13 protein-coding genes are annotated in these 13,587 nt (G+C 65.5%); 10 read left to right on the top strand and 3 right to left on the bottom strand.

Annotated elements, in window-relative coordinates:
* Positions 1–55 precede the first annotated feature (55 nt).
* The 3 genes from KO516_RS04520 (at position 56) to KO516_RS04510 (ending at position 2,998) form a co-directional block, all read left to right on the top strand.
* Positions 56–1,351 (top strand): adenylosuccinate synthase, encoded by a 1,296-nt coding sequence (locus KO516_RS04520; RefSeq protein WP_216002620.1) that lies wholly within the window; start codon positions 56–58, stop codon positions 1,349–1,351.
* Between the two features lie 13 nt (positions 1,352–1,364).
* The gene (locus KO516_RS04515; protein ID WP_216002619.1) at positions 1,365–1,601 is read left to right on the top strand and encodes a DUF2842 domain-containing protein; all 237 of its coding nucleotides are present in this window, start codon (positions 1,365–1,367) and stop codon (positions 1,599–1,601) included.
* A 401-nt stretch (positions 1,602–2,002) separates the two neighbouring features.
* Positions 2,003–2,998 (top strand): YafY family protein, encoded by a 996-nt coding sequence (locus tag KO516_RS04510; protein WP_216002618.1) that lies wholly within the window; start codon positions 2,003–2,005, stop codon positions 2,996–2,998.
* Positions 2,999–3,046: 48 nt separating this feature from the next.
* Here KO516_RS04510 and KO516_RS04505 read toward each other — a convergent pair whose 3' ends face one another.
* Positions 3,047–3,589: an RSP_2648 family PIN domain-containing protein gene (locus KO516_RS04505; RefSeq protein ID WP_216002617.1), complete on the bottom strand. Its 543-nt coding sequence runs from the start codon at positions 3,587–3,589 to the stop codon at positions 3,047–3,049.
* A complete protein-coding gene (locus tag KO516_RS04500) occupies positions 3,586–4,779 on the bottom strand; it encodes an RSP_2647 family RNA methyltransferase (RefSeq protein ID WP_216002616.1) in 1,194 nt (397 codons plus the stop codon). The genes KO516_RS04505 and KO516_RS04500 overlap by 4 nt, the downstream gene beginning before the upstream one ends.
* A 181-nt stretch (positions 4,780–4,960) precedes the next feature.
* Between KO516_RS04500 and edd the strand changes: the two genes are divergently transcribed.
* The 7 genes from edd (at position 4,961) to KO516_RS04465 (ending at position 13,275) form a co-directional block, all read left to right on the top strand.
* Positions 4,961–6,766 carry a phosphogluconate dehydratase gene (edd, locus tag KO516_RS04495; RefSeq protein ID WP_216002615.1) on the top strand — a complete coding sequence of 602 codons (1,806 nt, stop codon included), beginning with the start codon at positions 4,961–4,963 and terminating at the stop codon, positions 6,764–6,766.
* A 51-nt stretch (positions 6,767–6,817) separates the two neighbouring features.
* The gene (locus KO516_RS04490) at positions 6,818–7,726 is read left to right on the top strand and encodes a LysR family transcriptional regulator (protein ID WP_216002614.1); all 909 of its coding nucleotides are present in this window, start codon (positions 6,818–6,820) and stop codon (positions 7,724–7,726) included.
* A gap of 229 nt (positions 7,727–7,955) precedes the next feature.
* On the top strand, positions 7,956–9,110 hold the full coding sequence (locus KO516_RS04485) for an ABC transporter substrate-binding protein (RefSeq protein ID WP_252737395.1): 1,155 nt from the start codon (positions 7,956–7,958) through the stop codon (positions 9,108–9,110).
* A gap of 48 nt (positions 9,111–9,158) precedes the next feature.
* Positions 9,159–10,139, top strand: a complete 981-nt coding sequence (locus KO516_RS04480) for an ABC transporter ATP-binding protein (RefSeq protein WP_216002612.1) — start codon at positions 9,159–9,161, stop codon at positions 10,137–10,139.
* Entirely contained in the window at positions 10,136–11,038 is a 903-nt protein-coding gene (locus KO516_RS04475; protein WP_216002611.1) for an ABC transporter permease, read from the top strand. The genes KO516_RS04480 and KO516_RS04475 overlap by 4 nt, the downstream gene beginning before the upstream one ends.
* Positions 11,028–11,834 (top strand): ABC transporter permease, encoded by an 807-nt coding sequence (locus tag KO516_RS04470; RefSeq protein ID WP_216002610.1) that lies wholly within the window; start codon positions 11,028–11,030, stop codon positions 11,832–11,834. Before KO516_RS04475 ends, KO516_RS04470 begins: the two co-directional genes overlap by 11 nt.
* Positions 11,835–11,850: 16 nt before the next feature.
* Positions 11,851–13,275, top strand: coding sequence for a gamma-aminobutyraldehyde dehydrogenase (locus tag KO516_RS04465; protein ID WP_216002609.1), 1,425 nt, complete (start codon positions 11,851–11,853; stop codon positions 13,273–13,275).
* Positions 13,276–13,362: 87 nt separating this feature from the next.
* Here KO516_RS04465 and KO516_RS04460 read toward each other — a convergent pair whose 3' ends face one another.
* Positions 13,363–13,557 (bottom strand): hypothetical protein, encoded by a 195-nt coding sequence (locus tag KO516_RS04460; RefSeq protein ID WP_216002608.1) that lies wholly within the window; start codon positions 13,555–13,557, stop codon positions 13,363–13,365.
* Between the last annotated feature and the right edge of the window lie 30 nt (positions 13,558–13,587).

The following is a 13,587-nucleotide window of genomic DNA, read 5'->3' as shown; positions in this document are numbered from 1 at the left end:
GCGCCCTCGCTTCGCTATACGAAGCGCGTTTGACACGCCGAAAGGACAAGATGTTATGGCGAACGTGGTTGTCGTGGGCGCCCAATGGGGCGACGAAGGCAAAGGCAAGATCGTGGACTGGCTGTCGAGCCGGGCCGATGTAATCGCCCGCTTTCAGGGGGGCCACAACGCGGGCCATACGCTTGTCATCGACGGCAAGGTCTTCAAGCTGAACGCGCTGCCTTCGGGCGTGGTGCGCGGTGGCAAGATGTCGGTGATCGGCAATGGCGTGGTGCTGGACCCTTGGCACCTGATCAAGGAAATCGCGTCGATCCGCGAACAGGGCGTAGAGATCACCCCCGAGACGCTGATGGTCGCGGAAAACACCCCGCTGATCCTGCCGATCCACGGCGAGCTTGACCGCGCCCGCGAAGAGGCCGCCGCCAAGGGATCGAAGATCGGCACCACCGGTCGTGGCATCGGCCCGGCCTATGAGGACAAGGTCGGGCGCCGCTCGGTGCGGGTTGCCGATCTTGCCGACCGCGCCACGCTGGAATCGCGCGTCGACCGGGCGCTGACCCATCACGACGCCCTGCGCCGCGGCCTTGGCATGGAGCCGGTCGACCGCGAGGCACTGATCGAGTCGCTGCTCGCCATCGCCCCCGAGGTGCTGCAATACGCCGGCCCGGTCTGGAAGGTGCTCAATGAAAAGCGCCGCGCCGGCAAGCGCATCCTGTTCGAAGGTGCGCAGGGCGCGCTGCTGGACATCGATTTTGGCACCTACCCGTTTGTCACCTCGTCGAACGTGATCGCGGGGCAAGCTGCCACCGGCACCGGTATCGGGCCGACCGCCATCGATTTCGTGCTTGGCATCGTCAAGGCCTACACCACCCGCGTCGGCGAAGGCCCCTTCCCGACCGAGCTGGATGACGAGGACGGCAACCGCCTTGGCACCCGCGGACGCGAATTCGGCACCGTCACCGGGCGCAAGCGCCGCTGTGGCTGGTTCGACGCGGTGCTGGTGCGCCAGACCTGCGCGACCAGCGGCGTCAACGGCATCTCGCTGACCAAGCTCGACGTGCTCGACGGGTTCGAGACCATCCGCATCTGCACCGGCTACGAGATGGATGGCACCGTGCTCGATCACCTGCCCATCGCCACCGAACAGCAGTCCCGCTGCGTGCCGATCTACGAAGAGATGGAAGGCTGGTCGGAATCCACCGAAGGGGCGCGTTCGTGGAACGATCTGCCGGGCGCTGCGGTGAAATACGTGCGCCGCATCGAAGAGCTGATCGGCTGCCCGGTGGCGCTGCTGTCCACCTCGCCCGAGCGGGACGACACCATCCTCGTCACCGACCCGTTCGAAGACTGATGGCACCGTTCTGATGGCCCTTAGCCACAAGACCCGCAAGCGCCTGTCGATCCTGCTGCTGGTGGTGTGGCTGCCGCTGTATATCGCGGTGGCCATCCGGGTCGTGGCACTGTTCGACCGCCCGCCGATCTGGGCCGAACTGCTGGTCTATGTCGGCCTCGGTTTTCTGTGGGCGATCCCCTTCAAGGTCATCTTCAAGGGGGTCGGCCGCGAAGACCCCGATGCCGCGCGCGACGACGAACGCCCCTGAGAGGCGCGGCGTGCTGACCTGAGGGTGAAACCCGGCTCAGGTCAGCGCGCCAGCCGAGCCCCGCGATCCGGGGCTCGCCGCGCTGCCGCAGCCTTGCGCGACAGCCGCGCCGATCCGGCAACGACCGGGCCGGGCTGCCCCGGATCTCCTCCCCAGCCTGATGCAAAACAGCCATTCCAATGCGCAGCGGCAACAAGCGGCGTGACATGTCAGGCCTCTGGCTGGTCGGCAAACCTGCGGCGCAAAAGCCCGCTTCCTGCGCCGCTAGACACAATTTGTGTCAGATTGACCGTTTCCCGGTCGACGCTCTGTTGACAGATCGCCCAAGACAGAGAAGCGTGGCGCAGGATGTCACCCTGTGATGGCACCCCAAGCAATTATTATCTCAAGGGATTTCCCAAATGTCTTATGCCAAGGCAGCAGACTTGCTGCGCGTTGCCGAACTGGCGATGTCGCGTTTCAACGGCATCGCGCTTCAGGATCTGACCGAGGAATTTGGCTGCGATCACCGCACCGCGCAGCGCATGATGCGCTCGTTCGAGGCGCTCTTCCCGCAGGTCGAGATCACCGAAGACGAGACCCGCCGCCGCCGCTGGCAGATGCCCCGCCACGATCCGCGCTGGTTGCAGGCGCAAAGCATGGGCGACAGCGAACTGGTCGCGCTCAACATGGCGGTCAAGCGCGCCGAGCGCGACGGAGCCCCCGACGAAGCCCGCCGCCTGCGGGTCCTGCGCGACCGGCTGCTGGCGGCCATGCCCCCCAGCCATGCCCGCCGTACCGAGGCCGACGCCGAGGCACTGCTCGAGGCGCAGGGCTTTGCCTCGCGCCCCGGCCCCCGCGTCAACCCCGGCCTCGAGACGCTGGGCGTGCTGACCGAGGCGCTGCGCGCGCCGTTCACATTGGAGATCAGCTATCTTGCGGCAGATGGCACCCCAAGCGAGCGTCTGCTGGAACCGCATGGCCTGCTGCTGGGCATCCGGCGCTATCTGGTGGCGCGGCCCGTGGCGGGGGACGGCAAGATGCGGCGGTTTCGGCTGGATCGCATCGCCTCGGCAAAGATCACCGGGCAAGGCTTTTCTCGCGACCCCGATTTTGATCTGGCGCGGTTTTCGGCGCAGGCGTTCGGCTCGTACCATTCCGAATCCGAATACGGCCCGGTCGAGTGGCGGTTCACCGCTGCCGCCGCGCCGGTGGCCCGGCAATTCATCTTCCACCCCGATCAGACCATGAGCGAAGACGACAGCGGCGCGCTGACCGTGCGCTTTGCCGCCTCTGGCCATGTCGAGATGGCGTGGCACCTGTATCAATGGGGCGATCAGGTCGAGGTCATATCCCCGCCCGAACTGCGCGACATGGTCGCCGCCCATCGCCGGGGCGATTTCCCGACATTGCCGTAACATCCATGTGCTGCGTGAAGCGATTCGATGCGGCACGCCTGCTGCGGTTCAGGCCTCAAGCGCCTTGCCCAGACGCGGCAGGCGCGCCTTTTTCAGCAGGGCGCGCATCGTCCAGTCTTCGCCAGACAGCCGCCGAGCTTCGGCCAGAACCGCGTCGCAGGCGCTGCGCACCGCTTCGGGGCTGGCCTCATAGCATCCGCGCAGGAAGCCATCGGCATCGACGCGGCTCACACCCTCTTCTGCCAGAACGCCGCGCGGGAAATCCTTGGCGTTCTCGGTGACGATGATGTCGGCGCTGCCGTCGATCGCCGCCGCCAGAACATGTACATCCGACGGGTCGGGCAACCACAGCCGCTGTTCCAGCGAGGGTTTGTAGCGCACCTCGGCCCGCGGCCATGCGCTGCGCAGCTGCGCGATCTCGCCGCGCGCCTGCACCTCGCCCAGCGGGCCGAGCTTGCGCGCGGCCAGCGCCCATTCTTCGAGAATGCGCGCCGACCAGAGCGGCTCGAACACGCCCTGCGCCGCAACCCCAAGGAGCACCTCGCGCATCACCGTGGGGTAGATGACGCAGGTGTCCAGCAGCACCTTCACAGGCGGAAGACCAACGCCTTGAGATAGCCCGATTCCGCCAGCTGCGGCATCAGCGGATGGTCCGGCCCGGCAAAACCGGTGTGCAGCAGTTGCGCATGCCGACCCGCGCGGCCAATGCCGCGCAGGCAGGCACCGGTAAAGCTGCTGAGATCGGCGGCATGGCTGCACGAGCACAGTACCAGATAGCCGTCTTCCTCGACCAGCGGCGCGGCCAGTTTGGCCACCCGCTCATAAGCGCGCAGGCCGGCCTCGAGCGCCGGCTTTGCGGGCGCAAAGGCGGGCGGGTCGCAAACCACAAGGCCGAAGCGGGCGTTTTCCTCGTTCAGCGCCGCCAGCGCGTCAAAGGCATCGCCCTGCCGCGTCTCGAAGCGATCAGTCGCGCCCATGCGCGCCGCGCCCTCGCTGGCCAGCGCCAGCGCCGGGGCCGAACCATCCACCGCCAGCGCGTGGATTGCGCCATTGGCCAGCGCCGCCAGCGCAAAGCCGCCGACATGGCTGAACACGTCCAGCACCGTCTGCCCCTGCGCCAGCGAGGCGGCAAAGGCCTGATTGGCACGCTGGTCAAAGAACAGCCCGGTCTTTTGCCCGCCGGTCAGATCGGCGAGATAGGTCGCGCCGTTCATTTCTACCGGCAGCGGCGCATCGGGCGCATCGCCCAGCAGCACCGCGTTGACGTCATCCAGCCCTTCGAGCTGACGCCCCCGCGATCCGGCGTTCTTGAGGATGGTGGTCACGCCGCTGACCTCGGCCAGCGCGGCGACAAGATCGTCCAGCAACAATTCCGACCACGCGGCGTTGGGCTGCACCACGGCGACATCGCCAAAACGGTCGATGATCACGCCCGGCAGGCCATCGGCCTCGGCATGGACCAGCCGGTAGAACGGCGCATCATACAGGCGGGCGCGCAGCGACAGCGCCTTTTGCAGCTTTGCGGTCAGCCAGGCGCGGTCGATGACCGCCTCGGTGTTGCGGTCCAGCATCCGCCCGGCAATCTTCGATCCGGGGGTGACCCCGACGAGGCCAAGCGGCGTGCGCTCGGCATCCTCGAGCAGCGCAACCGTGCCGGGGGCAAGCCCCTTGGTGCGCCGGTCGAGCACCAGCTCGTTGGAATAGACCCAAGGGAAGCCTCGGCGCAGGGCGCGGGCATTGGCTTTCGGCGTCAAGCGCACGGTGGGGAGCGATGTGTTCATCCCGCCCCTATATCGCGCTGCCCCCATCAAGGGAAAGCGCGATTTCACGACGCCAGAAACGGCAACGCGCTGGCGCGCATCCAGCGGGCGTTGTGCAGATCTTTACTGTTACCGCTAACTGATATAGATCGTTTCCCATGCCAGTGCCCCCGTGAAGGGCCGACCAGCAAGGAGAGGACTCATGCCGCTCGACAGCACGATTGCCAAGGTCACCGACGCCATCGAGGCCCGGTCTGAAACCCGCCGCGCCACCTATCTCGACCGGATGCGCCGCGCCGCCGAGGAAGGCCCGCGCCGCGCCCACCTGACCTGCGGCAACCAAGCCCATGCCTATGCGGCGATGGGCGACGATCAAGGCCGTCTGGCCGAAGGGCTGTCGGCGAATCTCGGGATCGTCACCGCTTATAACGACATGCTGTCGGCGCATCAGCCGTTCGAGCGCTTTCCGCAGATCATCCGCGATGCCGCCCGCGCGGCGGGCAGCACGGCGCAGGTCGCAGGCGGCGTACCCGCCATGTGCGACGGGGTCACGCAAGGCCAGGTCGGCATGGAACTGTCGCTGTTTTCTCGCGATGTGATCGCGCTGGCAACCGGCGTGTCGCTGTCGCACAACGTCTTTGATGCGGCGGTCTATCTGGGCGTGTGCGACAAGATTGTGCCCGGTCTCGTGATCGGTGCGGCGACCTTTGGCTACATTCCCGGCATCTTCCTGCCCGCCGGGCCGATGACCTCGGGCCTGCCCAATGACGAAAAGTCGAAGGTGCGTCAGCAATTCGCCACCGGCGAGGTCGGCCGCGACAAGCTGATGGAAGCCGAGATGAAAAGCTATCACGGCCCCGGCACCTGCACGTTCTACGGCACGGCCAACAGCAACCAGATGCTGATGGAGATTATGGGCCTGCACCTGCCCGGCGCCAGCTTCGTCAACCCCAACACCCCCCTGCGCGATGCGCTGACCGTGGCCGGCGCCAAGCGCGCGCTGGAGATCACCCGTCTGGGCAATGATTACCGCCCGGTCTGCGATATTCTGGATGCCAAGGCCTTCGTGAACGGCATCGTCGGGCTGATGGCCACGGGCGGGTCGACCAACCTCGTGCTGCACCTGCCCGCCATGGCCCGCGCCGCCGGGCTGGAGATCACGCTCGACGATTTCGATGCGATCTCTTCGGTGGTGCCGCTGATGGCCAAGGTCTATCCCAACGGGCTGGCCGACGTGAACCATTTCCACGCCGCCGGTGGCCTGCAATACCTGATTGCCGAGTTGCTGGATGCGGGCCTCGTGCACGAGGACGTCAAGACCGTGGCGGGCGACGGGCTGTCGCTTTACACGCAGGAACCCAAGCTGAAAGACGGCGTGGTGACGTTTGAACCGGCCTCGCGCGAGACGCAGAACGACAAGATCCTGCGCCCCGCCTCGGCCCCGTTCCAGAAGACCGGCGGGCTCAGCCAGATGCACGGCAACCTTGGCCATGGCATGATGAAGGTCTCTGCCGTCGCACCCGAGCGCCACGTGGTTGAGGCCCCCTGCCGCATCTTCCACGATCAGGACGATGTGAAAGCTGCGTTCAAGGCCGGGGAATTCACCACCGACACCATCGTCGTCGTGCGCTTTCAGGGCCCCAAGGCCAATGGCATGCCCGAGCTGCATTCGCTGACCCCGACGCTGGCGGTGCTTCAGGATCGCGGGCTGAAGGTGGCGCTGGTCACCGACGGGCGCATGTCGGGCGCATCGGGCAAGGTGCCAAGCGCCATCCATGTCTCGCCCGAAGCAGCCAGCGGCGGCCCGCTGGCCAAACTGCGCGATGGCGACATCGTGCGTGTCGATGCGACCGCGGGTACCCTGTCCTGCCTGACCGAAGGCTTCGAAGACCGCGACCCGGTGGTTGTTGACCTCACTGGCAATGGCCATGGCGTCGGGCGCGAATTGTTCGCCGCCTTCCGCGAAAACGTCGGCCTTGCGTCGAATGGCGCGGCGGTGGTCGTCTGAGCTTGCGCCAGCCCTGATTTCCGGCTCTGCTTCTCCGCAAGGAGAGCCGGAATGTCGTTTACCCTCAGACAATTGCAATATTTCGTGGCGGTGGCCGAGCGCGGCTCGGTCATTGGCGCGGCGCGGGCGTTGTCTGTGTCGCAGTCGGCGATCACCGAATCGCTCAAGAACCTCGAGGCGGATCTGGCCGTCACGCTGTTCGACCGCCACGCGCGCGGGCTGGACATCACCCAGAGCGGCCACCAGTTCCTGCGCCACGCCACCCGTATCCTGACCGAGGTGCAAGGCGCACGCCGCGCCTTTGAAACGACACAAGGCACCACCGGCAGGCTGAACATCGGGGTGACAAGCCTGATGGCCGGCTACGTCATGTCGGACCTGCTGGCGCGCTACCGGCGGATGAACCCGGCGGTGCAGGTGTCGGCGCAGGAAGACAGCGGCGAATACCTTGAACATCTGCTGATCGGCGGCGAGCTCGACGTGGCGGTGATGGTGATCTCCAACCTGCGCGACCGCATGGCGCTGCAATCGGAAATCCTTGATGTGTCGGCGTTCCGGCTGTGGTTGCCGCTGGAACATCCGCTTCTGGATCGCGAAGGCATCGGACTTGATGACGTGGCGCAGGAGCCGCTGATCATGCTGTCGGTCGATGAGATGGAGGACGAGGCGGTCAAGCTGCTCAGCGCGTTTGGCCGCCGCCCGCAGATCGCCTTTCGCACCAGATCGGTCGAAGCGGTGCGCAGCCTTGTCGCCACCGGCGCTGGAGTCGCGCTGCTGCCGGATCTGGTCTATCGCCCGTGGTCGCTGGATGGCGACCGGATCGAGGCGCGCGACGTTTCGGGCTCGCTGCCGATCGTGCAGGTCGGCATGGTCTGGCGGCGCGGCCTGCCGCTGACACCGCCGGTGCAGGATTTCATCTCGCTGGCGCGACTGGGGCAAGGCGCGCATCTGCGCAGCTAAGCTATCGGAATTTCCGAATACATCATTCGCAAGATTGAATTTGCGAACGCAGCGAGACCGGCACATGCTGCGATTACGGAGACGGCGACACGCGCCCGCCAGAGGCGCGGCGCTGCCTCCCGGGCCGCATGGCCCTTACCAACAGCGCCATTTCCGGGCCACGCCGCCCCTGCCCTTTGCCCCTTGGCAAAGCTGGCACCCTGCGGCCCGCCCTTGCGGGAGTATGAAGATGAACAGATTGCTCAGGACTCTGATGGGCACCACGGCGGCGATGTCGCTCGCCACCGCGTCGTTGGCCCAGATGAGCGAGATCGGGACAGGCGAAGGCGCCCTGTCGATCGTCGCATGGGCTGGCTATATCGAGCGCGGCGAAACCGACGCCGCCTTCGACTGGGTCACCAGCTTCGAAGAGGCAACCGGCTGCATGGTATCGGTCAAGACCGCCAACACCTCAGATGAAATGGTCGCGCTGATGAACGAGGGCGGCTTCGATCTGGTGACCGCTTCGGGCGATGCGTCGCTGCGGATGATCGCGGGCAAGCGGGTGCAGCCGATCAACACCGACCTGATTCCATCGTGGAGCAAGGTCGACGACCGGCTCAAGGACGCGCCATGGCACACCGTCGATGGCACCCATTACGGCACCCCCTACATGTGGGGGCCCAACGTGCTGATGTACAACACCGAGGTCTTCCCCGAGGCACCAACATCATGGTCGGTGGTGTTCGAGCCGATGGACCTGCCCGATGGCGCGCCTAACGAGGGCCGCGTGCAGGCCTATGACGGGCCGATCCACATTGCCGATGCGGCGCTGTACCTGATGACCCACCAGCCCGATCTGGGCATCACCGACCCCTATGAGCTGACACAGGCGCAATATGACGCGGCGCTCGATCTGCTGCGCACCCAGCGCACGCTGGTGTCGCGCTACTGGCACGACGCGTTCATCCAGATCGACGATTTCAAGAACGAAGGCATGGCGGCGTCCGGGTCCTGGCCGTTTCAGGTGAACCTGTTGCAGGCCGATGGCGTGCCGGTGGCCTCGGTCATCCCGACCGAGGGCGCGACCGGCTGGGCCGACACCACCATGCTGCACGCCGAGGCCGAGCACCCGAACTGCGCCTATAAATGGATGGAACACACGCTGTCATCGAACCTGCAATCGGATCTGTCCGTCTGGTTCGGCGCGGTGCCCTCGGTGCCCTCGGCCTGTTCGGATGGCTCGGGGATGCAGACGCAAGAAGGCTGCGACGCCAACGGCCTGGCTGAATTCGAACGCATCAAGTTCTGGAAAACCCCGGTCGCGGCCTGCGCCTCGCAAGAGGAATGCGTGCCCTATTACCGCTGGGTGTCGGATTATATCGGCGTGATCGGCGGGCGCTAAGCCCCTTGCCCCCGTGCCACGCGCGGGGGCCTTGCACAGGAAACAGCCATGTCAGCGGTGTCGTTTGCATCGGTCTCGCGCCATTACGGCGCGGTGCGGGCCGTGGACCGGGTGGACCTTGCCATCCCCGAAGGTGAATTTTTTGCCATGCTCGGGCCTTCGGGATCGGGCAAGACCACCTCCTTGCGCCTGATCGCCGGGTTTGAACGCCCAACCTCGGGCAGCATCCGCATCTTCGGCGAAGACGTCGGGGCGCTGCCGCCCTACAAGCGCGCGGTCAACACGGTGTTTCAGGATTACGCGCTGTTTCCGCATCTGAACGTGCTGGACAATGTCGCCTATGGGCTGATGATCAAAGGGCTGTCGCGGCGCGCCCGCCACGCGCAGGTCGAGGCGGCGCTGGAAATGGTGCGCCTTGGCGGTTACGGCGCGCGCAAGCCGTCCGAGCTGTCTGGCGGGCAGCGCCAGCGGGTCGCGCTGGCGAGGGCGCTGGTGATGAAACCACGGGTGCTGCTGCTGGACGAGCCGCTGGGCGCGCTGGATCTAAAGCTGCGCGAGCAGATGCAGGAGGAGCTGAAAAGCCTGCAACGCGAACTGGGCATCACCTTTGTCTTTGTCACCCATGATCAGGGCGAGGCGCTGTCGATGGCCGATCGCGTCGCGGTGTTCAACGACGGGCGCATCATGCAGCTTGGCACCCCCGAAGACGTGTATTTCCGCCCGCAAACCCCGTTTATTGCGGATTTTGTCGGCTCCAGCAACGTGCTGCCAGTCGAAATGGCACAACCCTTCACCGGCGAGGCCCACCCCGCCGCGCTGCGCCCCGAACATCTTCAGCTTGGCGCGGGCCCGCTGCAGGGCAACGTCACCGGGATCAGCTTTCTTGGGCAATCGACCCGCGTCACGCTTGAAACCGGGGGCACGCGCCTCACCGCGCTGGTGCCGCAGCATCACCCGCTGCCCGCTCAGGGCGAGACCGTCGCGCTTGGCTGGGCGCCGGGCGCATTGCACGTGATGAGAAGCGCATGAGCGCGCTCTCCGACAGGCTGTGGCGCCACCCGCGCCTGCTGTTGGCGCTGCTGCTGGTCCCGCCGCTGCTGTGGCTTGGCATCATCTATGTCGGCTCGCTGGTGGCGCTGCTGCTGCAGAGCTTTTTCTCCATCGATCATTTCAGCGGTATGGTCACGCGCGAGCTGACGCTGGCCACCTATGCCGAGCTGCTGCGCCCCGCCAATATCGACATCATGATCCGCACCGCGGTGATGGCCGCTTGCGTCACGCTGGCGGCGGCGATCATCGCCTTTCCCATCGCGCTTTACGCCGCGCGCTATGCAAAAGGCCCGTGGCGGGCGCTGTTCTATCTCGGCATCATGATGCCGCTTTGGTCAAGCTATCTGGTCAAGGTCTATGCGTGGAAGCTGATCCTTGCCAAGGAAGGCATCCTGACGTGGATCTTTTCGGGGCTGCATCTTGGCTGGCTGCTCGACGGGTTTCTTGCCCTGCCGGTGGTGGGCGGCAATTCGCTGTCGGTCAGCCCGACCGGCACCTTCCTTGTCTTTGTCTATGTCTGGCTGCCCTACATGGTGCTGCCGATACAGGCGGCGCTGGAGCGGGTGCCGACCTCGATGCTTGACGCATCGGGCGATCTGGGCGCGCATCCGGCGCAGACCTTTGCCCATGTGCTGCTGCCGCTGGCGCTGCCGGGGGTGGTGGCCGGGTCTATATTCACTTTTTCGCTGACGCTGGGCGATTACATCATCCCGCAGATCATCGGCAATTCGCGGCTGTTCATCGGTCAGGCCGTCTACCAGTTTCAGGGGGTTGCGGGGAACATCCCGCTGGCGGCGGCCTTTGCGGTGGTGCCCATCGTCATCATGGGGATCTACCTGACATTGGCCAAACGCATGGGAGCCTTCGATGCGCTCTGAATCCGCCCCCCGCTCGTTGAAATTGGCCGCCGGGCTGGGGCTGGCCTTCCTGCACCTGCCGATCCTGCTGATCTTTGTCTATGCCTTTACCAGTGAGGAAAAGAGCTTTGCCTGGCCGCCCCCCGGCCTGACGCTGAAATGGTTCGCGGTGACATGGGGGCGCGCCGATGTCTGGGCGGCGCTGGGGCTGTCGCTGAAGGTCGCCGCCATCAGCACGCTGCTCGCCATGCTGCTGGGAAGCCTGTGCGCGGCGGCGGTGGCGCGCACGCGGTTCTTCGGGCGCGAGACGATCTCGCTGCTGGTGATCCTGCCCATCGCCCTGCCCGGCGTGGTCACCGGCATCGCGCTGCGATCCGCCTTCAGCCTTGCCGACATCCCCTTCAGCACATGGACCATCGTTCTGGGCCACGCCACCTTCTGCGTGGTCATCGTGTATAACAACGCTGTGGCGCGGTTTCGCCGGATGCATGGCAGCCTGACCGAGGCGTCGATGGATCTTGGTGCCGACCTGTTCCAGACGCTGCGCTTCGTCATCCTGCCCAACATCGCCACGGCGCTGGTGGTGGGCGGCATGCTGGCCTTTGCGCTCAGCTTTGACGAGGTGATCGTGACCACCTTTACCGCAGGCCAGCAGCAGACATTGCCGATCTGGATGCTCGAAGAACTTGTCCGCCCGCGCGAACGCCCCGTCACCAACGTGGTCGCGATGGTGGTTTTTGTCGTGACGCTGCCGCCGATCCTTGGCGCGTGGCTGCTGACCCGCGGCACCGATACGGTTGCGGGTCACGGAAAATAAACAGGGAGCCAGAACAATGCTGACCAAAATGCTGATCGCAGGCGCGCAGGAAGACGGGCTTGGCGCACCGGAACAGGTGCTCAACCCGCGCACCGGCGAATTGCTCGTGCAGGTGCCCGAGGCCGATGAATCGCAGGTGATGCGCGCCGTCGCCGCCGCGCGCGCCGCGTTTCCGGGCTGGGCGCGGACCTCGCCCGCCGAGCGATCCGCCAAGCTGCTGGCCATCGCCGATGCGGTGGATGCCAGAGCCGAACAGCTTGCGAAGCTGGAGGCGCTCAACACCGGCAAGCCCTACCACGCCGCGCTTGGCGACGAGCTGCCCGCCGTTGCCGATGTCTTCCGCTTCTTCGCCGGGGCGGTGCGCAACATGACCGGGCCGGTGGCGGGGGAATACATGCCCGGCCATACCTCGATGATCCGGCGCGATCCCATCGGTGTGGTGGCGTCGATCGCGCCGTGGAACTACCCGCTGATGATGATGGCTTGGAAACTGGCCCCGGCGCTGGCGGGCGGCAACACCGTGGTGATGAAGCCGTCGGAGCAAACCCCGCTCACCGCGCTGCTGATGGCCGAAGTGCTGGCGGGCATCCTACCCACCGGCGTGGTCAATGTCATCACCGGACAGGGTGGCAGCGTCGGCAACACGCTGATCAACCACCCCGATATCGACATGGTGTCGATCACCGGCGATGTGGCGACCGGCAAGAAGGTGCTGCAGGCGGCATCGAAAACCGTCAAGCGCACCCATCTGGAACTGGGCGGCAAGGCCCCGGTCATCGTGTTCGACGACGCCGATCTGGCCCGCGTGGTCGAGGGCATTCGCACCTTTGGCTATTACAACGCCGGGCAGGATTGCACCGCCGCCTGCCGGATCTATGCCGCCTCGGGGATTTATGAAAAGCTGGTGGCGGATCTGTCTTCGGCGGTCTCAAGCATCGTGTTCGACGATGCGGACGATTCGAAAAACGAGATCCCGCCGCTGATCTCGCAGCGCCAGCAGGGCCGCGTTGCCAGCTTCGTGCAGCGCGCCACCGATCTGAGCCATATCGAGGTCACCGCAGGCGGCAGCGCCGGGGCCGGAAGCGGCTTTTACTACCAGCCCACGGTCATCGCGGGCGCGCTGCAAACCGACGAGATCGTGCAGCGCGAAGTGTTCGGTCCGGTGGTTTCGATCACACGCTTTGATGCGCCCGAACAGGCGGTGATATGGGCCAATGACAGCCAGTACGGGCTGGCCTCTTCGGTCTGGACCGGCAACATCGGGCGGGCGCTGGAAACGGCGGCGGCGCTGCAATACGGCTGCACATGGGTGAACACGCATTTCATGCTGGTCAACGAGATGCCGCATGGCGGGCTGAAACAATCGGGCTATGGCAAGGACATGTCGATGTACGCGCTGGAAGATTACAGCGTGCCGCGCCATGTGATGATCGCCCACTGAGGCCCCGTCTTTGAACGCGACACAGCCTTCAGACACAACAAAGGCCCGCCTGACTGGCGGGCCATTTCGTTTGCACAGCGGATGCCGTTACTTCGGCAGGCCGCGCCCTGTAAGGCGTTTGTCGAGACGGTGATAGGGTGCGTTCTGCACAAACCGATCAAGCCGGTCCTTGGACACGCGCACCGGCTGGACGCTTGCGCGCAGCAGATGGGCCATGTAACCGATGGACAGTGCGGCCGCAGCCACCGATCCGACGCTCAGGGCGATTTCGAATGAGGTCATTCAGGTCCTCCTTGTTGAGCTATATATAGC

Origin of the sequence: Citreicella sp. C3M06, from assembly GCF_018860705.1 — a bacterium.
Taxonomy (GTDB): domain Bacteria; phylum Pseudomonadota; class Alphaproteobacteria; order Rhodobacterales; family Rhodobacteraceae; genus Salipiger.
This window is presented reverse-complemented; position numbering and strand designations above follow the sequence as displayed.

What these genes read in the sequence shown, in the direction of transcription:
- KO516_RS04460 (WP_216002608.1), bottom strand. Translation starts at nt 13,557, where the DNA reads ATGACCTCATTCGAAATCGCCCTGAGCGTCGGATCGGTGGCTGCGGCC.
- KO516_RS04485 (WP_252737395.1), top strand. Translation starts at nt 7,956, where the DNA reads ATGAACAGATTGCTCAGGACTCTGATGGGCACCACGGCGGCGATGTCG.
- KO516_RS04520 (WP_216002620.1), top strand. Translation starts at nt 56, where the DNA reads ATGGCGAACGTGGTTGTCGTGGGCGCCCAATGGGGCGACGAAGGCAAA.
- KO516_RS04500 (WP_216002616.1), bottom strand. Translation starts at nt 4,779, where the DNA reads ATGAACACATCGCTCCCCACCGTGCGCTTGACGCCGAAAGCCAATGCC.
- KO516_RS04490 (WP_216002614.1), top strand. Translation starts at nt 6,818, where the DNA reads ATGTCGTTTACCCTCAGACAATTGCAATATTTCGTGGCGGTGGCCGAG.
- KO516_RS04475 (WP_216002611.1), top strand. Translation starts at nt 10,136, where the DNA reads ATGAGCGCGCTCTCCGACAGGCTGTGGCGCCACCCGCGCCTGCTGTTG.
- edd (WP_216002615.1), top strand. Translation starts at nt 4,961, where the DNA reads ATGCCGCTCGACAGCACGATTGCCAAGGTCACCGACGCCATCGAGGCC.
- KO516_RS04480 (WP_216002612.1), top strand. Translation starts at nt 9,159, where the DNA reads ATGTCAGCGGTGTCGTTTGCATCGGTCTCGCGCCATTACGGCGCGGTG.
- KO516_RS04470 (WP_216002610.1), top strand. Translation starts at nt 11,028, where the DNA reads ATGCGCTCTGAATCCGCCCCCCGCTCGTTGAAATTGGCCGCCGGGCTG.
- KO516_RS04510 (WP_216002618.1), top strand. Translation starts at nt 2,003, where the DNA reads ATGTCTTATGCCAAGGCAGCAGACTTGCTGCGCGTTGCCGAACTGGCG.
- KO516_RS04465 (WP_216002609.1), top strand. Translation starts at nt 11,851, where the DNA reads ATGCTGACCAAAATGCTGATCGCAGGCGCGCAGGAAGACGGGCTTGGC.
- KO516_RS04515 (WP_216002619.1), top strand. Translation starts at nt 1,365, where the DNA reads ATGGCCCTTAGCCACAAGACCCGCAAGCGCCTGTCGATCCTGCTGCTG.